We start from the raw sequence: 22,544 nt of genomic DNA, 5'->3' as shown, positions 1-22,544 counted from the left end.
ACAGCCTTAGATAAAAATCTAAGGCTGTTTTATTGTTTACTCCCATAAAAGTGAGAGATTTTTATTTGTAACGATTAGCTAAAGAATGTTACATCATTCCTGGCATTCCGCCACCCATAGGAGGCATTCCGCCAGCTGGAGACTCTTCTTTGATGTCTACTAAAGCACATTCAGTAGTTAAAATCATACCAGAAACTGACGCAGCATTTTCTAATGCAATACGTGTTACTTTTTTAGGATCAATGATTCCTGCTTTTAGCATATCAACATAAGTTTCAGTTTTAGCATCAAAACCAAAGTCTTTTTTACCTTCTAAAACTTTATTGATAACTACAGATCCTTCTCCTCCAGCATTTTCAACAATAGTTCTTAGAGGAGCTTCTATTGCTCTTGCTACAATTTGAATTCCTGTTGTTTCATCGAGATTATCTGTTGTGATTTTCTCTAATACAGATTTAGCTCTCACTAAAGCAACACCACCTCCAGCTACAATACCTTCTTCAACTGCAGCTCTAGTTGCATGTAAAGCATCATCAACACGATCTTTCTTTTCTTTCATTTCAACTTCACTAGCTGCACCAACGTAAAGTACGGCAACTCCTCCAGCTAATTTAGCTAAACGTTCTTGAAGTTTTTCTTTGTCATAATCACTAGTTGTAGTCTCAATTTGCGCTTTTATTTGATTTACTCTTGCTTTGATATCTGAAGACTTACCAGAACCGTTTACAATGGTAGTGTTATCTTTGTCAATCATTACAGATTCAGCAGTTCCTAGCATGCTTAAATCAGCATTTTCAAGAGAAAAACCTCTTTCTTCAGAGATTACAACTCCTCCAGTTAAAATAGCGATATCTTCCAGCATAGCTTTACGACGATCTCCAAATCCTGGTGCTTTTACAGCAGCAATTTTTAATCCACCACGTAATTTATTCACAACTAGAGTAGCTAAGGCTTGACCTTCTACATCTTCAGCAATAATTAATAATGGACGACCAGATTGAGCTACTGGTTCTAATATTGGGAGAATTTCCTGTAAGTTAGAAATCTTTTTGTCAAATAATAAAATGTAAGGATTCTCTAAATCTGCAATCATCTTATCTGAATCTGTAACGAAGTAAGGTGATAAATAACCTCTGTCAAACTGCATACCTTCAACCACATCAACGTATGTTTCCATACCTTTAGCTTCTTCAACAGTAATAACACCTTCTTTACCAACTTTTCCAAATGCCTTAGCAATTAACTCACCAATAGTATCGTCATTGTTAGCCGAAATAGCCGCTACTTGCTTAATCATTTCAGAAGAGCTACCTACTTTTTTAGATTGTTTTTCTAAATCTTTAACAATGGCTTGAACAGCTTTGTCAATACCACGTTTTAAATCCATTGGGTTGGCACCTGCAGCGACGTTTTTTAAACCTTCTTTTACGATAGCTTGAGCTAATACAGTTGCAGTGGTTGTTCCATCACCAGCTAAGTCGTTAGTTTTAGAAGCTACTTCTTTAACCATTTGAGCTCCCATGTTTTCAAGCTCATTTTCTAGTTCAATTTCTTTTGCAACAGAAACACCATCTTTAGTTACTTGAGGCGCTCCAAATGAACGTCCAATGATAACGTTACGACCTTTTGGTCCTAATGTTACTTTTACTGCATTTGCTAATGCATCAACACCACGTTTTAATCCGTCGCGTGCTTCTATATCAAATTTTATATCTTTTGCCATGTCTTTTAAATTTTTAGCTATTGGCTTTTTGGCCTTTAGCTATATGTTTTTAATTTAGATTTTATGTGCTAATAGCAAAAAGCTAATAGCGAAAAGCAATTGTTAAACAATCGCTAAAATATCACTCTCACGCATGATGAGGTAATCTTTACCTTCTAGTTTAAGTTCTGTACCAGCGTATTTTCCGTAAAGTACAGTGTCTCCAGATTTTACTGTCATTGGTTCGTCTTTAGTGCCTTTACCAACGGCAACAACGTTTCCTTTTTGTGGTTTTTCTTTAGCGTTGTCTGGAATGATAATTCCTGAAGCTGTTTTAGTTTCAGCTTGTACAGGTTCAATAAGAACTCTGTCTGCTAATGGTTTAATGTTTAAGCTCATGTTTTATATCAGTTATTTGATTAAATATTATACGTTGATAAACAATCAACATTCCTGCTTGCCTGCAGGCTGGTAAACTTTATGCTAAAAATGTGCCAACTGTGTTTAACTGACAAAGTTGCAGAGCGTTCAGATTTCCGAAGTTATATAGAGAAATTAGGGCATAAAAAAAATGCCAACTACATAGTTGGCATTTTGTATATTATAAAATATAGAGTGTTCTTATAAAGAATCTCCAGGTGTTGCAATATTGTCTGCTGCATCATCAACAGGTGTTGTTGCAGGAGCGGTTGTCGTTGTGTCACTACCATTAATTATTTTAGAATCCTCAACACCTCCTGCTCCAGGAATGGCAAAGTTAGAGGCTAAAATTAAGGCCAATAATAAAGTTGCTAAAGCCCACGTACTTTTGTCTAAAAAGTCTGTCGTTTTTTTAACACCTCCTAATTGTTGTGTGCCACCACCTCCAAATGAAGAAGATAATCCTCCTCCTTTAGGGTTTTGAACCATAACGACTACAACTAGTAAAAATGATACTAGTATAATTAAGATTAAAAAGATTGTAAACGTATTCATTATTTTTGAGTATTATTTTCTTGTAATTCTTTTACTGCTTTAATTTGGTCTGCAAAGAAACCACTTTTTTCTGGATATTTCAAACTTAATATTTTATAAGATTGAATTGCCTTGGCGTAGTTGTTTTGTTCTAGATAAATTCTAGCTAAAGTCTCTGTCATCAATCCGTCGTGAGGAACTTTTTCACTCGTATCTATATGGATTTTTTTTGATGCTTTACTAGGTACTATTTTAGGGTTGTTCTCGAGAAATTTATCAATAAGCTCGAACTTTTTATGGATAGAAGCTGATTTGTCTAGCGGTGAATTACTGTGGGTTGCTGTTTTTTGTGCTTCGGAAATTGGAGCGTTTACATCCTTCTCGTCTCTTTGAATAGGTTTAAAGCTTGTGATTTTAAGCCACTCTGTGAAGGAGTGAGTTTCGGTTTTCTCAAAGTTTAATGGTTTGCCAATTTGTAAAACATCTTCTGGTTTTGCCTCAATATGTTTGGCGTCTATATCAACAATAACTTGCTCTGGAGTAGTTTCTTGAAGCGCTAAAAAGTGAGCCACATCTTCGGTGTTTATTTTTTGCTCAAACAGGTCTGGATCGAGAACACCTTCAGTATTTTTTATATGTTGCTTTAATGCATCATCAATAGTGACGCTTTTATCTACCGATATGTCGACTATATCATTAACTGTGATGTCCTTTAAATGCTCTGAGTTTTGTTTGATGACTTGAGATATTTCGTTTTGATTGAAAATTTCCGAAGTAATAAAATCAAATAATATACTACGATCTGTTGTGTAAGCTGCTGTAGTTTTTAATTCTTGATTGTATTTAAAGCTGTTATTGTTTTTTAAACCCTTGAGATAAAGTGCTCTTGCCGATTGAAAATAAGGATATTTGATGCTTAAATTGTGCAATTCACCGGTTTGAGCATTTGTAATGTGCTTTGGGTTTTGAAGAATATATGTGAAATCTGTTTTATTCATTTACCACTTAGCCAATGTTGCATTAAAAATATCTTGTGTGAGACGTTCAAAAATTTCTTCATGAGCGGTTTCTTTTTGAGCGCCAATTAATTGAGTCGTTCCACTATAATCATAAAAGAAAGAAAAACGTTGTTCGAACTCTTCATCGGGATTGTCTTTATCAAAAAGTCTCACATTAACGCCAATGGTTAATCTGTTTTGAGCTGCTGTGCTATTGGCTTGAGCAGTTGTTGGTGAGATACGATATTCTATGATTTCACCTTCATATACTAAATCACCGTTAGATGTAGTTAAATTTAAATTGGTTTGATTTGCAATTAAATCTTGTAAAGCAATTGTGAAATCTCTATCTAATCCTGGTTCAATTAAATTAGCATTGTTTTGAAAATAATTAACCTGAAATGTTTCAGCCTTTAAATCCTGAACTCCTGTAAACGAATAAGGACCACAACCAAAAAGTAGTAAAGCTGCTGAACATACAATAAGATATTTAATTGTTTTCATAAATTAGTAGGTGTTAGGTTTTTTCATGGTGATATATGCGTAAATATAACCAGCATTATCGGCAACATCAAAATCGATATTGATAACACGATAGCCTTGATAATGTTTTTCGTTTACGAGGTCTTCGGCTTCTTTTCTAATGGCTTCAGAGCTGTTTCTAGTAAACGATTTTTTAATCATAAATATTTCTATGGCTTTCATAAACTAATCATAAATCGTAGGTTGGTTATTATTTATAAATCGTACTGCTTAATTTTTCTATATAACGTTCGTTCGCTAATACCTAACTCGGCTGCTGCAAGTTTGCGTTTACCTTGGTGACGCTCTAAAGATTTTTTAATTAGTTCTAATTCTTTATCATGTAAAGATAAGGTTTCTTCCTCTTCTATTTCTTCGGCAAAATGATATTTGTCTAGTGTTTGGTTTTTGTCTTCAGGATCAAAATGATCTTCGGTTTTCTCAGGAATTGCCATGACTTCTAAATCCTCGAATTCGTCAGTATAATTTTCTTTTTGTTTGTCACCATAGATTTTGTTTATCAAACTTTCATTGTCTTTTTCTACTTCAGCAGCGTTACCACTCTTCATAAGTTCCATGGTTAACTTTTTGAGATCATTTAGGTCACTTTTCATATCAAAAAGTACTTTGTATAGAATTTCTCTTTCGTTACTAAAATCGCTTTCAGACTTCGAATTATTAATTACAGCAGGTAAGTTATTGCTTCCGCTAGGTAAATAGCTATGTAAGGTAGAGGCGTTAATTGTTCGATTTTGTTCTAACACTGAAATTTGCTCAGCTACATTACGCAACTGACGAATATTACCATTCCAACGGTGTTTTTGTAAAATAGGTACTGCATCATCTTCTAGCTTGATGGTTGGCATTTTGTATTTTAAAGCAAAATCACTGGCAAATTTTCTAAATAATAAGTGAATATCATCTTTTCGCTCACGAAGTGGTGGAATGTTAATGTCTACAGTGCTAAGTCTATAATAAAGGTCTTCTCTAAATTTTTCTTTTTTAATGGCCTCAAACATGTTGACGTTTGTTGCAGCTACAATTCTCACATCTGTTTTTTGAACCTTACTAGACCCTACTTTTATAAATTCGCCATTTTCTAAAACACGTAGTAAACGCACTTGAGTTGTTAATGGTAATTCTCCAACTTCATCTAAAAAAATGGTGCCACCATCTGCCACTTCAAAATACCCAGAACGTGTAGATGTTGCGCCTGTAAAAGCGCCTTTTTCATGTCCAAAAAGTTCACTGTCAATAGTGCCTTCTGGGATTGCACCACAGTTTACAGCAATGTATTTACCATGTTTACGATGCGATAATTGGTGTATGATTTTTGGAATACTTTCTTTACCAACACCACTTTCTCCGGTTACTAATACCGAAATGTCTGTGGGTGCAACCTGGATTGCTTTTTCAATCGCTCTATTAAGTTTTGGGTCGTTTCCAATAATTCCGAAACGTTGTTTTATGGCTTGAATGCTTTCCATGTGATTTTATTTTTTGATTGATCTAATCATTTTTTTAAAGTAACTATTCAGCTTAGATCGTTTTCTTGGTGATTTTAATACGTCATTATGGTCGTTGTCAAGACTATAAATGATAATCACTGGCTTTGTTTTAATAACCTCAGTTTTACTATTGGTTTTTGCTACTTTACCAAGATAATTTGTTGTTATGTAAATGTTGATTGGTTTTTTTGACCATTTTTTATTAGTAATAGCGTTCCATTTATAAATAACATTGTTGGTAGTTTTATTCTCAACAATTTTATATGACCCATAATCAGTACTAAATTTTTTAATTATAGAATCGGTATCAAATGAAAGGTGAATTGAAATGTTATTAATCATTCTATTGCCTTCTATGGCAAGAGTTCCATTATAAACCTTGTCAAGTTTTGGTTCAAACTGTGCAGAAGCATTATAGAAACTAAAAATTGAGAAAATTATAAGTATATGTTTCAGATTCATAATTATAAAGTTTTATTTTTTTGAATACCCAACAGCCTCTCCAATTAAAGTCGCACTAGTACAATCTAGCACCTTGACTTTAACCAAATCTCCAACATTATAATGTTCTTTAGGAAAAACAGCAACAATATTCTGTGAGGTTTTACCAGACCATTGCTGGTTTGATTTTTTAGACTCACGCTCTACAAGGACTTCAACTGTGGTATTTATGTATTTTTCTATTTGCTCTGCTCCAAGTTCACGTTGTAATTGCACAATCTCTGCTAAACGTCGTTTCTTAACATCTTCTGGTATATCATCTTCTAATTTTCGTTCTGCTAAAGTTCCTGGACGTTCAGAGTACATGTACATAAATCCAAAGTTATACTTAACGTATTGCATTAAACTTAAGGTGTCTTGATGGTCTTGTTCTGTTTCCGTAGGAAAACCAGCAATCATATCTTGGCTAATAGAGCATTCTGGGAGAATACGTCTAATATTATCAATGAGTTCAAAATATTCTTCTCGCGTATGTAATCTATTCATTTCTTTTAAAATGCGATTACTTCCACTTTGTACTGGTAAATGAATGTGTTTACAAATGTTATCATATTTTGCCATGGTATGAATAACGTCTAGTGTTAAATCTTGCGGATTAGAAGTAGAGAATCGAATGCGCATTTTGGGTTGTGCCATGGCACACATTTCTAGTAATTGCGGGAAATGAACTGCAGTTGCTTTTTGCATGTCACTGGCTTTTGTGAAATCCTTTTTGAGTCCGCCACCATACCATAAATAACTATCTACATTTTGACCCAAAAGCGTGATTTCTTTATAGCCTTTGCTCCATAAATCATTAATTTCTGTTATAATGCTTTGAGGGTCTCGGCTGCGCTCGCGTCCTCGTGTAAAAGGTACCACGCAAAACGTGCACATATTATCACAACCACGCGTAATAGAAACTAGTGCAGACACACCATTGGTATTCAGCCTAACTGGAGAAACGTCGCCATAAGTTTCGTCCTTAGATAGTATGACATTAATAGCATCTCTACCGTCGTCAACTTCAGCTAAAAGGTTAGGTAGGTCTTTGTAAGCATCTGGTCCAACAACGAGGTCTACAATTTTTTCTTCTTCTAAAAATTTAGTTTTTAACCGCTCAGCCATACAACCAAGAACACCAACTTTCATTTTTGGGTTAATGCGTTTTACGGCATTGTATTTTTCTAAACGTTTTCTAACGGTTTGTTCTGCTTTATCTCTAATAGAGCAGGTGTTAACTAAAACCAAGTCGGCTTCTTCGAGACTTTGTGTGGTGTTGAAACCTTGATCAGAAAGTATGGAAGCTACAATTTCGCTATCGCTAAAATTCATAGCGCAGCCATAACTTTCTATAAAAAGTTTTCTGCTGTTTCCTTCTTTTTGTTCTAATACAAGGTTGTTACCCTGTTTGCTTTCATCAATAGTGTTATCCATATATAGTGTGCAATCTCAAAATATTGAGAAGAGTCAATTTAAATTTTAGTAGTCAATAAACATGCAAAGATACTATAATTTGAAAGACTGTGACAAAGTGTCATAGTAGATTTTGTTTTGAAGATGCATTTTAATTTACTTTATTTGATAAAATAATCAAAGCAGAAATAATTATGTTATTTGCAGAAATTCAACACAAAATTAGCCATGCAAGGCAACTCGATTTTGGTGATCTTTTAAATGAAAGTATTGAACTTTTTAAAAAAGTTTGGCTTCAAGGATTTTTAATGATCCTAATTATGTTTGCAATTATTATTCCGTTCGTGATAGTTATATATGTTCCAGTGCTTTTTATCTCAATTATGAGTGCTGAAAGTCCAGGTTTTATTGGAGGCTGGCAATTTATTCTTGTTATTGTATTAATGCTTATATATGTCTGTTTTATGTTTGTTATGCTCGTGATGACATTTGGGTTAAAGGCTGGTTTGTATAGAATTATGCGCCAAAAGGATTTAAGTATAATAGCTAAGGATGACTACCTCTTTTTTCTTCGGAAACCTTACCGCTCAAAAACTATTGGCTTATCATTAGCCTATTTTGGGATTGGTTTGTTAGCCATGCTATTATGTGTGTTTCCGCTAATTTACGTGATGGTACCACTTAATTTATTAGTTGTTATCTATGCTTTTAATCCAGAAATATCTAGTTCTAATCTTATAAAAGCTAGTTTTGAATTAGGAAATAAAAAATGGCTAATCACATTTGGTGTTACTTTAGTATCAGGATGGCTGGCGCAAATGGTTGGTATGCTAATGTGTGGTGTTGGGATTTTTGCGACAGCTTCATTCGCGGCAATTCCTTTATACTTTATCTATAAAAAGGTAATTGGTTTTGATGAAAATGTTAATGAAGTCAAACAAATAGGAATTAATAACCCTAATGACGCAACCTTTTAATTAATTCTGCATCTTATAAAAAATAACACGCATGAAAATTTCTAAAATTATTATCTCTTTTTTTTGTTTCACATTATTATTCATGAATACACAATGTGATGATGACGATTTAAATAGTACAACGCCTTGTGATCAAACTGTAGTTGTAGATAATGGGTTTTATGACACTGCAACTTCTGATTTTTATACCCTAACAGAAGCTGTTATTGTAGATAATTGTTTGTCTATTACTATTGAAGCCAGTGGCTGTGATGGGAATTCATGGAGTATGGTAATGGTAGATTCAGGCACAGTTGCAGAATCCTCACCAGAGCAACGGTATTTAAAATTTGTATTAAGTAATGATGAAGTTTGTTTAGCTGTATTTACTCAACAACGTTCATTTGATGTCACACCAATTCAAATAGAAGGTAGTAACGAAATTATTTTAAATATTGAAGGTTTTGAAGAGCCAATTACTTATACCTATTAAGTGATTTGTTCGGTTATATAGTGATGTAAAGGTCTGGATTTGGTTCAGACTTTTTTTATGCTTTTTGATAGATGAAATAACGCTTTTTTAAGACAAATTACAATCGAAACACACATAAATTAGGAACATAACTTATTTTTCTCATACATTTGTAGCTTCAAAAAATCATGTATGCCGAAGAATTTAGTCATTGTAGAGTCACCAGCAAAAGCCAAAACCATAGAGAAATTTCTTGGTAAAGATTTTAAAGTAGAATCTAGTTTTGGACATATTGCAGACTTGCCTTCAAAGGAGTTAGGAGTTGATGTAGAAGGTGATTTTGATCCCAAATATCAAGTTTCTAGAGATAAAAAAGATGTTGTTAAAAAACTAAAAGATCTTGCAAAAAAAGCAGATGTTGTGTGGTTAGCAAGTGATGAGGATCGAGAAGGGGAAGCAATTGCATGGCATTTAGCTGAAACACTTGGGCTTGATAAAGCAAAAACAAAGCGTATCGTTTTTCATGAGATTACGAAAAGCGCTATTCAAAACGCTATTGAAAACCCAAGAGATATTGATTATGATTTGGTAGATGCACAACAAGCACGTCGTGTATTAGATAGAATTGTAGGGTATGAATTGTCTCCAGTATTATGGAGAAAGGTTAAAGGTGGTTTGTCGGCAGGACGTGTGCAATCTGTTTCAGTACGATTAATTGTAGAGAGAGAACGAGAAATTACTGAGTTTTCACCTGAAGCATCCTATAGAATTGATGCTGAATTTTCAAATGAAGACGGACAATCATTCAAAGCTAAGCTTCCGAAGAACTTTAAAACAAAAAAAGAAGCTTATGCATTTTTAGAATCTAATGCAAATGCAGATTTTAAAGTCGCTGATTTAACTCAAAAACCAGCAAAAAAATCACCAGCAGCACCATTTACAACATCAACATTACAGCAAGAAGCCTCCAGAAAAATTGGGTTTTCGGTGAGTAGAACGATGCAAAATGCGCAACGATTATATGAGGCTGGTTTGATTACCTATATGAGAACTGATAGTGTAAATTTATCTGATGAAGCTCGTAAAGGCGCAAAAGCAGAAATTGAAGCTGCTTATGGTGAGAAATATAGTAAATCAAGACAATATAAAGGGAAATCTAAAGGTGCTCAAGAAGCTCACGAAGCCATTAGACCTACAGATTTTAAAAAGCACTCTGTAGATATTGAACGCGACCAAGCAAAACTGTACGATTTAATTTGGAAACGAGCTATTGCGTCTCAAATGAGTGATGCACAATTAGAACGTACCAACGTAAAGATTGACGCCTCAACACACAAAGAAACCTTTACGGCTAATGGTGAAGTCATTACTTTTGAAGGTTTTTTAAAAGTCTATCTAGAAGGTACAGATGATGAAGATACAGAGCAAGAAGGGATGTTGCCAGCTATGAAAGTTAATGAGACATTGTTAAATAGTTTCATTACAGCAACAGAACGTTTTTCTCGCGCACCTTATCGTTTTACAGAAGCCTCTCTAGTAAAACAATTAGAAGAATTAGGTATTGGTAGACCGTCAACGTATGCACCAACTATTTCTACAATCCAAAATAGAAATTACGTAGAAAAAGGATCTAACGAAGGTGTTGAGCGTGAGTACACGCAACTTTTATTACAAGACGGTAAACTCACAGATAATAGTTTAACCGAAAAAGTGAATAGCGATAAAGGCAAGCTAATTCCTACCGATATTGGTATGATTGTGACCGACTTTTTGGTGAATCACTTCGGAAATATCCTAGATTATAACTTTACCGCTAAAGTAGAGGCCGATTTTGATGAAATCGCAGAAGGTAAAGAGGATTGGAAAAAAATAATGAAAGAATTCTACAAAGGATTTCATCCTGTTGTTGTTGATGTTCAGGAAAATGCAGAAAGAGAATCTGGAGAACGTATTTTAGGTACAGATCCTAAATCTGGCAAGCAAGTAAGTGTGCGTTTAGGTAAATTTGGTCCAATGGTTCAAATAGGAACTGTTGATGATGAAGAAAAACCAACCTTTGCAAGTTTATCACCAGATCAACAATTAACTACAATTACGTATGAAGAAGCAATGGATTTGTTTAAACTCCCTAAAAGTTTAGGGACCTATGAAGACGAACCTGTTGAGGTAAACAATGGCCGTTTTGGGCCATACGTGAAATTTGGTAAAGCATATGTGTCACTTCCAAAAGGTACCAACCCCTTAGATGTAGAAATGGATCAGGCCATTGAGCTTATTAAAGAGAAGCAAAAAGCCGATGCGCCAATTTATATGTATAAAGATTTACCGGTTCAAAAAGGTAAAGGGCGTTTTGGGCCTTTTATTAAATGGAACGGCATGTTTATCAATGTTAACAAAAAATATGATTGGGATAATTTATCTGACAATGATATTGTAACACTGGTAGAAGAAAAAATTCAAAAGGAAATTGATAAAGTCATTCACAATTGGGAAGACGAAGGAATTTGTGTTGAAAAAGCAAGATGGGGAAGACACAATATTATAAAAGGTAAAATAAAAGTAGAGCTTCCTAAAACGGTCGATGTTACAGATATGACTTTAGAAGAAGCTAAAGCAGAAATAGAAAAGAAAGCGCCAAAGAAAAAAGCGCCAAAGAAAAAGGCAGCACCAAAAAAGAAAGCAACTGCTAAAAAGAAAACAACTACTAAGAAATAAGTAAATCATGAATTTTAATTTTTTATCTCCTGTATCTGATTCGGTTTTAGCTCATAACGAACTATTGTCTGAGCAAGCATTAGGGAAAAAAATTAAAATTCATTCTGCTAAAGAAGGTATTCCAGACTTAAAAGGAGTTAACCTTGCCATTATAGGTGTACAGGAAAATCGTAATGATGTCAATTATATGGGTGAAGAATTAAATTTCGACACCATTAGAACGTCATTATATGCATTATTTCCTGGAAATTGGCATGCTAGTATTGCCGATCTGGGAGATATTCCTGCAGGTGCAACGATTGAAGACACATATTACGCCTTGCGTACAATCATTTCAGTTTTAATAGAGCAAAAAGTGATACCTATAATAATAGGAGGAAGTCAAGATCTAACATATGCTAATTACCGTGCTTACGATACCATGTCACCAATGGTAAATATTGTCAACGTAGATTCTAATTTTGATCTTGGTGACGCTTCCGTAGAAATGAAAAATAATAGTTTCCTCGGAAAAGTGATATTAGAACAACCATACAACCTGTTTAATTATTCTGTTGTCGGTTACCAAACCTACTTTAATTCGCAAGAGGAAATTGATTTAATGGAGAAACTCTACTTCGAATCTTACAGATTAGGCGAAGTTACTCATGCAATTAATTTGGTAGAACCTGTAATGAGAGATGCGCACATTGTCACATTAGATTTGAAATCTGTGAGAGCTTCTGAAGTAGGCGCTAAGCAGAAATTTTCACCTAATGGTTTAGATGGCAAGGAAATATGTACGATTTCAAGATACGCTGGTATTAGTAATAAAGTATCGTCATTTGGTATTTATGAGTTTAAATCTACCAATGAATTAGATGCAACACCTATGTTAATATCACAAATAATTTGGTATTTTATAGAAGGCTATAATTGTAGAGTCAATGATGATATTTTTTCTAACCCTAATTCTCATCAAAAATATAATGTATTGATTGAAAATGAAGAATTAATATTTTATAAAAGTTTAAAAACTGGACGTTGGTGGATTGAAATACCTTTTTTGCCAAATGTTAATAATAAATTAAAAAAGCATACGTTATTACCATGCACGCACGAAGATTATAAAGAGGCAAGTCATGGTAAAATACCAGAACGTTGGTATAAGGCTTATAAGAAGAATGGTGTATAATATCGATGAGATGATAAATTTAACATTTCTTTAATCGATGAAATGTTAACTTTTTGGGATTAAGTGTAAAAAATATTGAAAAAAAATTGGATTTATCAATATATATAAATATGTTTACATCCTTAAAAAAATTAAGTACAAGAATTAACACATAATTACAACTAAATAATTTAACCTCAAGTTTCTATGAATATTAAGAAGTTTGCTTTATTGACAACTGTTTTAGCCCTTATGGTAAGTTGTAACTCTGGAGACAGAGGACAACTCGTAGGTGTTAAAGGAAAGAAATGGCACCCAGAAAAACCTTACGGTATGACGCTAGTACCAGGTGGTGCATTTATTATGGGTAAATCTGATGACGATTTAGCAGGAGTGCAAGATGCTCCAACTAGAACCGTAACAGTTAGAGCCTTTTACATGGACGAAACTGAAATCACTAACAGTGAATACCGTCAATTCGTAGAATGGGTAAGAGACTCTACGATCTACACCAAATTGGCAATATTAGCTGACGAAATTGGTGAAGCTCCTGGAAATGGAGGTATTGGAGAATTTGCATTTCAAGGTGCAGACCCTGAAGAAATGACTGTGTATGAAAAATACATGGACAACAACTACAGTGGCTTAGGACCTACAGGCTACGAAGGGAAAAAATTGAACAAAGATGTTGATTTGATTTTTGATACAGCAGATTACCCAGATGAATATTATGCTGAGGTAATGGATACTATGTATCTTCCTATTGAAGAATCTTATAATGGTCAACGTACTTGGGATGTAACTAAGTTTAAGTTCCAATACAAATACATGGATATCCAAAAAGCTGCTAAAAACAGAGATTTAAAGCGTAGTGATGTTATCGTTACAGAAGAGGTGAAAGTGTATCCAGATACAACTGCTTGGATTAGAGATTTCTCTTATTCTTATAATGAACCAATGCACAATGATTATTTCTGGCATGATGCTTATGGTGATTATCCAGTAGTAGGTGTTTCTTGGAAACAAGCTAAAGCGTTCTGTCAATGGAGAACTTTGTATCATAACGCTTATAGAAAATCAAAAGGAAATCATTTTGTGAATTCTTATAGATTGCCATCTGAAGCAGAATGGGAATATGCTGCAAGAGGTGGATTACAAGGAGGTACTTACCCTTGGGGTGGACCTTATGCTAAAAATGATAGAGGATGTTTTATGGCAAACTTTAAGCCATTACGTGGTGATTATGCAGCAGATCAAGCTTTATATACTGTAGAGGCTGATGCTTATGAACCAAACGATTTCAACTTATATAATATGGCTGGAAACGTTTCAGAATGGGTACAAGGGTCTTATGACGCTGCTTCATATGAATATATGGCATCGTTTAATCCAAACGTGAACAATCCAGATAACGAACGTAAAGTAGTTCGTGGTGGTTCTTGGAAAGATGTTGCATACTTCTTACAAGTAAGTTCTAGAGATTACGAATATGCTGATTCTGCAAGAAGCTATATTGGTTTTAGAACTGTTCAAGATTATATGGGGACAGAAGTAACCAAAAATGCAGCAACAAACTAAACAATTAACTAAACTAAATATTAATCTACTTAAGTTATCAACTAACTTAAAAAACTAAAAACAAACACATTATGGCACAGAAAGGAAAAATCACAATCGCTAATATGGTCTACGGACTTGGAGCTGCAATCGTTATACTTGGAGCTTTATTTAAAATTCAACACTGGCCAGGAGGTTCGTTGATTTTAACTATAGGGATGATTGTTGAAGCCTTGGTATTTACATATTCTGCATTTGAAAGACAACAATCAGATTTAGATTGGTCTTTAGTTTATCCTGAATTAGCTGGAGGAGCAGTTACATCTAGAAAGGCTAAAAAAGAAGAGCCTAAAGATGCTGAAGGTTTATTGTCAAAAAAATTAGACAACTTATTAAAAGATGCTAAAATTGATGGTGAGTTAATGGCAAGTCTTGGTAACAGTATCAAAAATTTTGAAGGTGCTGCAAAAGGAATTAGCCCAACTGTTGATGCTATGGCATCTCAAAAGAAGTATGGTGAAGAAATGACTTTAGCTGCTGCTCAAATGGAGTCTTTAAATAGTCTTTATAAAGTACAAATGGAAGCTGCTAGTCGTCAAGCTACAATTAACGAAGAATCTGTTGCTAATGCAGAGAAATTAAAAGAACAAATGTCATCTTTAGCATCTAACTTATCATCTTTAAATGGTGTTTACGGAGGAATGTTAACTGCAATGAACAAAAACTAATTAGTTTTTTAACTATAATATTAACAACTAAAAAAACTAATTAACATGGCAGGAGGAAAATTATCTGCAAGGCAGAAAATGATTAACTTAATGTACTTAGTCTTCATTGCGATGATGGCTATGAACATGTCGAAAGAAGTATTGTCTGCTTTCGGTTTAATGGAGATTAAGTTTGCAGATGCAAATGAAAAATCTTCTGATAGAAATGAAGCTCTATTAACAGATTTAATTGAGAAAGGTGGGGAAAATCCTGCTGAATTTAAAGTTCCAGCAGCAAGAGCTCAACAAGTGCAAATTGCTTCTGATAAATTTTATAAATATATTGAATCTTTAAAGACTGACTTGCTAAGAGAAGGTGATTATAAAGTAGATCCAGAAACAGGGAAATTACCATTTGAAGCAATGGATAAGACTGATATCTTAGATGAAGCTTGGTTCACTGGTGATAGATTGACTAAAAAAGGTCAAGAAGTTATGGCTCAAATCAATGAGTATAAAGAGTCTATCACGGCTATTTTAGCTACAGATGAGTCTTACAGAGGTACTAGTGAGAATTTTCAAAGTACATTTAGTACAGAACAACAGCTTAATAAAGATAATAAGAAGATAGATTGGTTACCTTACCATTTTCAAGGATTTCCTGCTATAGCTTCTTATACTAAGTTAACAGCTTTACAAAACGATATTAAAGTTGCTGAATCAAATATGTTGAATTTATTTTTAGGTAATGTCGCTATAGAGGCAACATCTCTTAATAATTATAAAGCTATTGTATTAGCAGACAAATCTGCATTTTTCGCAGGTGAAAAGTTTCAAGGTAGAATTGTAATCGGTAAATATGCTAACGTTCCACCTACAAAATTAACAGTTCAAGGTGAACAAATTGATTTGTCTAAAGCTATTGATTCTTCAGGTGCAGCGAGATTAGATTTTAATGTTGGAGCAGTAGGAGAACATAACATTGAAGGTAAATTTACATTTATTGAAGGTGGTAAAGAATTAGAAATTCCTATCGTTGATGCTAACTATGTAGTAGTACCACGTCCAAACTCTGCAACTATTTCTGCAGATAAAATGAATGTTGTTTATCGTGGTGTTGTAAACCCAATGACAATCTCATTTGCTGGTGTACCAGATAATAAAGTTTCGGCATCTGGATCTGGATTGAAAAAAGGTTCAGGTACTGGTAAATACAGTATGGTTCCAACGTCGGGTAGAGAAGTTACGATTAATGTAACAGCTACACTTGATGATGGTACAAGAGTTAGTGATAAAGCAGTGTTTAGAATTAAGGATATTCCTAAACCTTCTGGTCAAATGGCTGGTAAGTCTGATCCTAAATTACCAAGAAACAATGTTGCTGTAGGTAAAGTTGAAGCAGTCTTAGAAGATTTTGATTTTGATTTACCGTTAACAGTAACTGGATTCAAAATTAAAGTAGAAGGGAAGCCTTCAGTATCATGTTCTGGTAACAGACTTAATGGTGCTGCAAAGTCTGCATTAAGTAGTGCTAAACGTGGATCTCAAGTTCAAATATTTGATATTAAATCAAGAAGTAATGGACCTGCAATTAAACCTGCATCTCCAATTATTATTACTCTAACGAACTAATTTTCGAGTATATAACCCAAATTAAAATTAAAAAGATGAATTATAAATTTTTATTATCAATCATTGCCACAGTTTGTATCACATCTAATGTGTGTTCTCAAGCTAATCTTTTAAATGCCAAAAAACCTACAGAGGTTGGTGTTAAAACTGAAGCGCAATTAGCATTAGATTATGACAAACCGTTAGAATATGGTTATGTTGATGATAGAGACATTTTGTTTTCTAGAATGACTTGGGAGAAAGTTGTTTTAGACGAACGTGTAAATTTTCCATTATACTTTCCAGTAGATACTAATAATATCGGTAGAGAAAGACGTTCTTTATATCATACCTTGATTAAAGGAGTTAAAGATGGTAAAATTACTAATGTGTATAACGATTCTTATTTTTCACAAAAAAGAACTCAAAAGGAGATTAAAGACATCACAACTAAAGTAGATACTTTAGATATTGGTTACGATCAATTAAATGCAGATGGCTATGTAGATCCTGAGTATATCACAACAACAAACATTGAAGCTTACCATATTAGTGCTTATTTAATTAAAGGCCTTTGGTATTTTGATAAGCGTCACGGAGAATTGAAATATAGAATTCTTGGTATCGCACCAGCTGCTCCAGATGTTAACTTCTTAGATTCTGAAGATGAAACTCAAAAATTGCCTAACGCATTATTTTGGGTATTCTATCCTGAAGCAAGAGAAGTTTTACATGAAGGGAAAGCATTCAACAACAAAAACAGTGCTATGCCATTGACTTTTGATCATTTGTTGAATTCAAGACGCTTTAATGGCTACATGTACAAAGAAGAAAACGTATATGGTGATAGAGAAGTTAAAGATTATATCGCAGACAATGCGCTTATGCAACTTTTAGAATCAGATCGTATTAAAGAGAAGATTCGTGACTTCGAGCAAGACATGTGGTCTTACTAAGACAACAATTATATAAAAAGCGCTCACTGTTAAAGTGGGCGTTTTTTTTTTGTTTTAACTTCGGAAATGAGAACCTTTTAAGTAAAGTTAAATGATTTAAATAGATCTTATTTATCTTTACATTAAAATCGATAGCATATTGAAAGAAGTAGATTATATCATCGTTGGTAATGGGCTTGCAGGTATTGCTTTTTGTGAGCAGTTGCGTGCTGCTAATAAAACATTTATTGTATTTGATAATAGTTCACAACAATCTTCAAGTGTAGCTGCAGGTTTGTACAATCCCGTGATTTTAAAACGCTTTACTAAAGTATGGAATGCTAAAGCCCAACTGAACTTAGCATTACCAAAATACAAGCTACTAGAGCAACTCCTTAATGTAAAATTAGATTATCAATTACCAGTGTACAGACGTTTTACTTCGGTTGAGGAGCAAAATGATTGGTTCACTGCTTCAGATAAGCCTGTTTTAGAAGACTTTCTATCCACTAATTTAATAAAGAACACGAACCCTAATATAAATGCTAATTTTGGGTTTGGGGAGGTTTTACATTCTGGTAGAGTAAATACTTCTCAACTAGTGAAGTCGTATAGAACTTATCTTGAAGAGCACGACAAATTTGTAGTTGAAGAATTTCAGTATAATCAATTACAAATAGAACAAGAGTTTATCCAATATAAACATATAAAGGCAAACCATATTGTTTTTGCTGAAGGCTTTGGAGTAAATCATAATCCATTTTTTAAACAACTGCCTCTAAACGGAACTAAGGGAGAGATGTTAACCATAGAAGCGCCAGAGTTGCAAATGGAGTTTATTATGAAATCTTCAGTGTTTATAGTTCCTTTGGGTAACCATTTATTCTGGATTGGAGCAACCTATGAACGCGAGGATAAAACACATAGAATTACAGAACATGCTAAAAACGAATTAGTAGATAAACTCAAACAGATTATCACGTGCGACTTTAAAGTTGTGAAACAAGTTGCTGGTATAAGACCAACAACAAAAGATAGAAGGCCGTTGGTAGGATCGCATCCAGAGCACAACAACGTACACATATTAAATGGCTTAGGTACACGAGGCGTGATGATATCTCCTTATGTAGCCGAACAACTCTTTAATTATATTGAAAAAGGGACACTGTTAGATCCTGAAATTGATATCAAAAGATTAAAAAAGTAGGACGTCTGGCCAATTTCCGAAGTGATAAAATATCTACTATGACACTTGTTTTTTTGCCAATGACTTGTCGTAACTCACAAACATATTAATCCAAATATTTCTAGATAATCTCATGATTATTGGTCCACAAGCAATTAGAGTTACAACAATTGCGATAAAAGCAGTCATTAATGAGCTGTTAAGCATTAAGTAACTTATCACAAAAGCAGCAACTGCAAATGCGATACCAACGCCATAACTAACATACATGGATCCGTAAAAAAATGAAGGTTCAATACGATATTTGAATTTGCAGTGAGAACAATGCTCATTAATTTTTAAAACATCACCAAGTACGTAAGGATTTTTGGTCTCATACATGGACTCTTGCTGGCATTTTGGGCATGCTCCTGTAAAAATGCTATAAATTTTGGTTCCTTTTAACATGATTTATTTTTGATTACTTTTGCGCTTTGTATGTAAAATACAAATTTACGTTTTTAATAGATAATTCATTGTAACAAAAGTAGCAAATGCTCAATATTCATAATCTTTCCATATCATTTCAAGGTGACTACTTATTTGAAGATATAACCTTTAAATTAAGTCCTGGTGACCGCATTGGTTTGATCGGTAAGAATGGAGCTGGTAAATCTACCATGCTCAAAATTTTATCTAAAGAATTAGAGCCTGATTCTGGTCAAATTGCAGCAGATAAAAATTTAAGTTTTGGATTTTTAAAACAAGATATTGATTTTGTTTTAGGACGAACGGTTTTAGAAGAATCTTATGAAGCGTTTAAAGACATCAAAGCCTTAGAAGCTAGAATGGAGTTTGTCAATAAAGAATTGGCAGAGCGTACCGACTATGAAAGTGAAGGCTATAACCAGTTAATGATTGATTTAAATGATATCCAACACCAATATGAAATTATTGGAGGTTATAATTATCAAGGTGAAACCGAAAAGATATTACAAGGTTTAGGTTTTGAACGCGATGATTTTGAAAAACTAACAGATACCTTTTCTGGTGGATGGAGAATGCGAATTGAATTGGCAAAGCTATTGCTTCAAAATAATGACATTTTATTGTTAGATGAGCCAACCAACCATTTAGATATTGAGTCTATAATTTGGTTAGAGAATTTCTTAAAGGGCTATTCTGGTGCAGTGGTGATTGTTTCTCATGATAAAATGTTTTTAGATAATGTCACCAATCGTACTATTGAGATTTCCCTCGGAAGAATTTATGATTACCCAAAACCATATACTAAGTTTTTAGTACTTAGAAATGAAATTAAAGCCCAACAATTAGCATCGCAGAAAAATCAACAGAAGCAAATTGAACAAACCGAGAAACTTATTGAAAAGTTTAGAGCCAAAGCTAGTAAAGCTACAATGGCGCAATCGCTGATCAAGAAGTTAGATAGAATGGATCGTATTGAGGTTGATGAAGATGACAACAGTGTGATGACTTTAAATTTCCCAGTGTCTATAACTCCTGGGAAAGTAGTTGTTGAAGCTGAGCATATTTCTAAAAATTATGGAGATAAGCATGTGTTGACAGATGTTAATTTATTAATAGAAAGGGATAGTAAAACTGCTTTTGTAGGTCAAAACGGACAAGGAAAATCAACACTTGCAAAAATTATTGTTGGAGAATTGAAGCATCAAGGTGATTTAAAATTAGGTCATAATGTTCAAATAGGGTATTTCGCTCAAAATCAAGCAGAATATCTAGATGGTAGCAAAACTGTTTTAGACACTATGATTGATGCTGCAAACGAAACAAATAGATCCAAGGTTCGTGATATTCTAGGATCATTTTTATTTCGAGGTGATGAGGCCGAAAAGTATGTACGTGTATTATCAGGTGGAGAAAGAAATCGCTTAGCTTTAGCAAAACTAATGCTTCAACCACTTAATATGTTGGTCATGGATGAGCCAACAAACCACTTAGATATCAAATCTAAAAACGTTCTAAAAGAAGCACTAAAAAAGTTTGAAGGGACTTTGATTTTAGTTTCGCACGATAGGGATTTTCTTCAAGGTCTTACCAATAATGTTTATGAATTTAAAGACCAGAAAATAAAAGAATATTTAGGTGATATTGATTTCTACCTAGAGGCTCGTAATGTTGAGAATTTGCGTGAAGTAGAAAAGCGTACTATTATTAAAGAAACTCCTAAGGAAACTAGTAAACAGTCCTATCAAGATCAAAAAAAACTTAAATCTTTAAACAATAAGTTAAGTAATATCGAGTCTAAGATTAATGCTTTAGAAAAGGATATCAAAAAGGATGATGTTGATCTTGCTACAAATTATGATGCTACGGCATCAGATGCAAGCTTTTTTGATCGTTACCAAGCAAAAAAAGATAAACTTCAAAAATTAATGTCTGATTGGGAAGTCATTACACTCGAACTAGATGATTTAAGTTAGAAAGTAAACAATTTTATTTTTTTAAGGAATAATTAACAAAACACGACTAAACTTACTAATATTTTTGCGGTCTAACTAGTTCAACCAATTTAGATCAATGCGAAATATTATACTTTCTGTTATCGGTATTCTTTTAATTGTCGGCTCATTTTTTATAGCCAAACAATTAATAGCCAACAAAAATAAACCCAAACCTGTACAAGCAAAAATTGTTAAAACTGTATTTACAGATACAGTTACAAACAGTACTATACCAATAGTTATTGCTGCAAATGGAAGTCTTGAAGCTAAACGTAGATTAGAGATTTATGCAGAAGTACAAGGAATCTTTAAGCCAGGAAGTAAGTTGTTTAAAGCAGGACAAGAATATAAAGTTGGACAAACCTTAATAAAAATTGATGCTGCAGAATATTATGCAAGCGTACAATCTTCTAAGAGTAACTTGTATAATTCTATTGCAGCAATTATGCCAGATTTGAGACTGGATTTTCCTGAAGTTTTTGATAAATGGCAAAGCTATCTAAACAATTTTGATTTAAACAAAACAACGCCTCAACTTCCTGAAATGACTTCTGAAAAAGAAAACTACTTTATCACAGGAAGAAGCATTGTATCTAATTATTACAATGTGAAAAATTTAGAGCAACGTTTAGCCAAGTATTATATATCTGCACCTTTTTCAGGAATTTTAACTGAGGCATTAGTTACAGAAGGTACATTAATAAGAAGTGGCCAAAAATTAGGTGAATTTATTGATACTTCTATTTACGAAATGGAAGTCGCAGTAAGTAAAACGTATGCTAATTTGCTTAAAGTAGGTGAACCTGTTACTTTAAATAATTTAGATAATACCGAAACCTATATTGGTAAGGTGTCTCGAGTTAATGGAAGTATTGATGCGACTACTCAAACCATAACAGCGTTTATTGAAGTAAAGCACGAAAACCTCAAAGAAGGTATGTATTTAGAAGCAAATTTAAATGCTAAAGAAGAAAGCGATGCTATTGAAATAGATAGAAACCTTTTATTAGAAGCCCAACAAATATTTGTAGTTAAAGATTCCTTGTTAGATGTTATAGATGTAAAGCCAGTGTATTTTTCTGACACAAAAGTGGTTTTAAAAAATGTGCCTAATGGTACAGTTATTCTTAAAAAGGCAGTTCCAGGTGCTTACGCAGGGATGTTAGTTAAGCCTTTTAAAGACAATACTAACTCAACAGAAAAGTAATAC

The 22,544-nt window shown here is 33.6% G+C and carries 21 protein-coding genes; 11 read left to right on the top strand and 10 right to left on the bottom strand.

From position 1 onward, the window contains the following. Positions 1-88 precede the first annotated feature (88 nt). The 9 genes from groL to miaB all read right to left on the bottom strand — a co-directional run bounded on the left by groL (position 89) and on the right by miaB (position 7,601). Positions 89-1,723, bottom strand: coding sequence for a chaperonin GroEL (groL, locus tag TD29_RS01255; protein WP_040278341.1), 1,635 nt, complete (start codon positions 1,721-1,723; stop codon positions 89-91). Positions 1,724-1,825: 102 nt separating this feature from the next. Then, positions 1,826-2,101: a co-chaperone GroES gene (locus TD29_RS01250; RefSeq protein ID WP_040278340.1), complete on the bottom strand. Its 276-nt coding sequence runs from the start codon at positions 2,099-2,101 to the stop codon at positions 1,826-1,828. A gap of 222 nt (positions 2,102-2,323) precedes the next feature. Further along, a complete protein-coding gene (gene secG, locus TD29_RS01245; protein WP_040278339.1) occupies positions 2,324-2,677 on the bottom strand; it encodes a preprotein translocase subunit SecG in 354 nt (117 codons plus the stop codon). Next, positions 2,677-3,654, bottom strand: coding sequence for a hypothetical protein (locus tag TD29_RS01240; protein WP_040278338.1), 978 nt, complete (start codon positions 3,652-3,654; stop codon positions 2,677-2,679). Before TD29_RS01240 ends, secG begins: the two co-directional genes overlap by 1 nt. Continuing rightward, positions 3,655-4,158, bottom strand: a complete 504-nt coding sequence (locus TD29_RS01235) for an LptE family protein (protein WP_040278337.1) — start codon at positions 4,156-4,158, stop codon at positions 3,655-3,657. Positions 4,159-4,161: 3 nt separating this feature from the next. Then, positions 4,162-4,359 (bottom strand): hypothetical protein, encoded by a 198-nt coding sequence (locus TD29_RS01230; RefSeq protein WP_040278336.1) that lies wholly within the window; start codon positions 4,357-4,359, stop codon positions 4,162-4,164. A 32-nt stretch (positions 4,360-4,391) separates the two neighbouring features. Beyond that, positions 4,392-5,663, bottom strand: coding sequence for a sigma-54 interaction domain-containing protein (locus tag TD29_RS01225; protein ID WP_040278335.1), 1,272 nt, complete (start codon positions 5,661-5,663; stop codon positions 4,392-4,394). Between the two features lie 6 nt (positions 5,664-5,669). Beyond that, a complete protein-coding gene (locus TD29_RS01220; RefSeq protein WP_040278333.1) occupies positions 5,670-6,146 on the bottom strand; it encodes a hypothetical protein in 477 nt (158 codons plus the stop codon). Positions 6,147-6,158: 12 nt separating this feature from the next. Beyond that, positions 6,159-7,601: a tRNA (N6-isopentenyl adenosine(37)-C2)-methylthiotransferase MiaB gene (miaB, locus tag TD29_RS01215; protein WP_040278332.1), complete on the bottom strand. Its 1,443-nt coding sequence runs from the start codon at positions 7,599-7,601 to the stop codon at positions 6,159-6,161. A 173-nt stretch (positions 7,602-7,774) separates the two neighbouring features. Here miaB and TD29_RS01210 point away from each other — a divergent pair, with 173 nt between their 5' ends. From TD29_RS01210 to TD29_RS01170, 9 genes are all read left to right on the top strand, one after another. Then, on the top strand, positions 7,775-8,557 hold the full coding sequence (locus TD29_RS01210) for a hypothetical protein (RefSeq protein ID WP_040278331.1): 783 nt from the start codon (positions 7,775-7,777) through the stop codon (positions 8,555-8,557). 82 nt (positions 8,558-8,639) lie between these two features. Continuing rightward, positions 8,640-9,029, top strand: coding sequence for a hypothetical protein (locus TD29_RS01205; protein ID WP_040278330.1), 390 nt, complete (start codon positions 8,640-8,642; stop codon positions 9,027-9,029). A 171-nt stretch (positions 9,030-9,200) separates the two neighbouring features. Next, a complete protein-coding gene (gene topA / locus TD29_RS01200) occupies positions 9,201-11,723 on the top strand; it encodes a type I DNA topoisomerase (RefSeq protein ID WP_040278328.1) in 2,523 nt (840 codons plus the stop codon). 7 nt (positions 11,724-11,730) lie between these two features. Continuing rightward, positions 11,731-12,897, top strand: a complete 1,167-nt coding sequence (locus TD29_RS01195) for a formimidoylglutamase (RefSeq protein WP_040278327.1) — start codon at positions 11,731-11,733, stop codon at positions 12,895-12,897. Positions 12,898-13,089: 192 nt separating this feature from the next. After that, positions 13,090-14,454, top strand: coding sequence for a type IX secretion system lipoprotein PorK/GldK (porK, locus tag TD29_RS01190; protein ID WP_449419046.1), 1,365 nt, complete (start codon positions 13,090-13,092; stop codon positions 14,452-14,454). A 71-nt stretch (positions 14,455-14,525) separates the two neighbouring features. Continuing rightward, positions 14,526-15,161, top strand: coding sequence for a type IX secretion system motor protein PorL/GldL (gene porL, locus TD29_RS01185; RefSeq protein ID WP_040278325.1), 636 nt, complete (start codon positions 14,526-14,528; stop codon positions 15,159-15,161). 45 nt (positions 15,162-15,206) lie between these two features. Then, positions 15,207-16,772: a type IX secretion system motor protein PorM/GldM gene (gene porM, locus TD29_RS01180; RefSeq protein ID WP_040278324.1), complete on the top strand. Its 1,566-nt coding sequence runs from the start codon at positions 15,207-15,209 to the stop codon at positions 16,770-16,772. A 35-nt stretch (positions 16,773-16,807) separates the two neighbouring features. After that, positions 16,808-17,707 carry a type IX secretion system ring subunit PorN/GldN gene (porN, locus tag TD29_RS01175; RefSeq protein WP_040278323.1) on the top strand — a complete coding sequence of 300 codons (900 nt, stop codon included), beginning with the start codon at positions 16,808-16,810 and terminating at the stop codon, positions 17,705-17,707. 139 nt (positions 17,708-17,846) lie between these two features. Beyond that, complete coding sequence (locus TD29_RS01170; RefSeq protein WP_040278322.1) at positions 17,847-18,893, top strand: NAD(P)/FAD-dependent oxidoreductase; 1,047 nt, start codon at positions 17,847-17,849, stop codon at positions 18,891-18,893. Positions 18,894-18,929: 36 nt separating this feature from the next. Here the strand turns inward: TD29_RS01170 and TD29_RS01165 are convergent, their stop codons facing one another. Further along, positions 18,930-19,322, bottom strand: a complete 393-nt coding sequence (locus tag TD29_RS01165; RefSeq protein WP_040278321.1) for a DUF983 domain-containing protein — start codon at positions 19,320-19,322, stop codon at positions 18,930-18,932. Between the two features lie 83 nt (positions 19,323-19,405). Between TD29_RS01165 and TD29_RS01160 the strand changes: the two genes are divergently transcribed. Continuing rightward, on the top strand, positions 19,406-21,313 hold the full coding sequence (locus tag TD29_RS01160; RefSeq protein WP_040278319.1) for an ABC-F family ATP-binding cassette domain-containing protein: 1,908 nt from the start codon (positions 19,406-19,408) through the stop codon (positions 21,311-21,313). A 97-nt stretch (positions 21,314-21,410) separates the two neighbouring features. Next, the gene (locus TD29_RS01155; RefSeq protein WP_040278317.1) at positions 21,411-22,541 is read left to right on the top strand and encodes an efflux RND transporter periplasmic adaptor subunit; all 1,131 of its coding nucleotides are present in this window, start codon (positions 21,411-21,413) and stop codon (positions 22,539-22,541) included. Positions 22,542-22,544: the final 3 nt, after the last annotated feature.

The sequence above is a fragment of the Psychroserpens damuponensis genome, from assembly GCF_000826655.1.
Lineage (GTDB): Bacteria > Bacteroidota > Bacteroidia > Flavobacteriales > Flavobacteriaceae > Psychroserpens > Psychroserpens damuponensis.
This window is presented reverse-complemented; position numbering and strand designations above follow the sequence as displayed.

Excerpts from the sequence above, each read along its gene's own strand:
- TD29_RS01250 (WP_040278340.1), bottom strand. The coding sequence starts at position 2,101 with ATGAGCTTAAACATTAAACCATTAGCAGACAGAGTTCTTATTGAACCT.
- TD29_RS01240 (WP_040278338.1), bottom strand. The coding sequence starts at position 3,654 with ATGAATAAAACAGATTTCACATATATTCTTCAAAACCCAAAGCACATT.
- groL (WP_040278341.1), bottom strand. The coding sequence starts at position 1,723 with ATGGCAAAAGATATAAAATTTGATATAGAAGCACGCGACGGATTAAAA.
- porM (WP_040278324.1), top strand. The coding sequence starts at position 15,207 with ATGGCAGGAGGAAAATTATCTGCAAGGCAGAAAATGATTAACTTAATG.
- TD29_RS01160 (WP_040278319.1), top strand. The coding sequence starts at position 19,406 with ATGCTCAATATTCATAATCTTTCCATATCATTTCAAGGTGACTACTTA.
- porL (WP_040278325.1), top strand. The coding sequence starts at position 14,526 with ATGGCACAGAAAGGAAAAATCACAATCGCTAATATGGTCTACGGACTT.
- secG (WP_040278339.1), bottom strand. The coding sequence starts at position 2,677 with ATGAATACGTTTACAATCTTTTTAATCTTAATTATACTAGTATCATTT.
- TD29_RS01220 (WP_040278333.1), bottom strand. The coding sequence starts at position 6,146 with ATGAATCTGAAACATATACTTATAATTTTCTCAATTTTTAGTTTCTAT.
- porN (WP_040278323.1), top strand. The coding sequence starts at position 16,808 with ATGAATTATAAATTTTTATTATCAATCATTGCCACAGTTTGTATCACA.
- TD29_RS01210 (WP_040278331.1), top strand. The coding sequence starts at position 7,775 with ATGTTATTTGCAGAAATTCAACACAAAATTAGCCATGCAAGGCAACTC.
- miaB (WP_040278332.1), bottom strand. The coding sequence starts at position 7,601 with ATGGATAACACTATTGATGAAAGCAAACAGGGTAACAACCTTGTATTA.
- TD29_RS01205 (WP_040278330.1), top strand. The coding sequence starts at position 8,640 with ATGAATACACAATGTGATGATGACGATTTAAATAGTACAACGCCTTGT.
- TD29_RS01195 (WP_040278327.1), top strand. The coding sequence starts at position 11,731 with ATGAATTTTAATTTTTTATCTCCTGTATCTGATTCGGTTTTAGCTCAT.
- TD29_RS01225 (WP_040278335.1), bottom strand. The coding sequence starts at position 5,663 with ATGGAAAGCATTCAAGCCATAAAACAACGTTTCGGAATTATTGGAAAC.
- TD29_RS01155 (WP_040278317.1), top strand. The coding sequence starts at position 21,411 with ATGCGAAATATTATACTTTCTGTTATCGGTATTCTTTTAATTGTCGGC.
- TD29_RS01235 (WP_040278337.1), bottom strand. The coding sequence starts at position 4,158 with ATGAAAACAATTAAATATCTTATTGTATGTTCAGCAGCTTTACTACTT.
- topA (WP_040278328.1), top strand. The coding sequence starts at position 9,201 with ATGCCGAAGAATTTAGTCATTGTAGAGTCACCAGCAAAAGCCAAAACC.
- TD29_RS01230 (WP_040278336.1), bottom strand. The coding sequence starts at position 4,359 with ATGAAAGCCATAGAAATATTTATGATTAAAAAATCGTTTACTAGAAAC.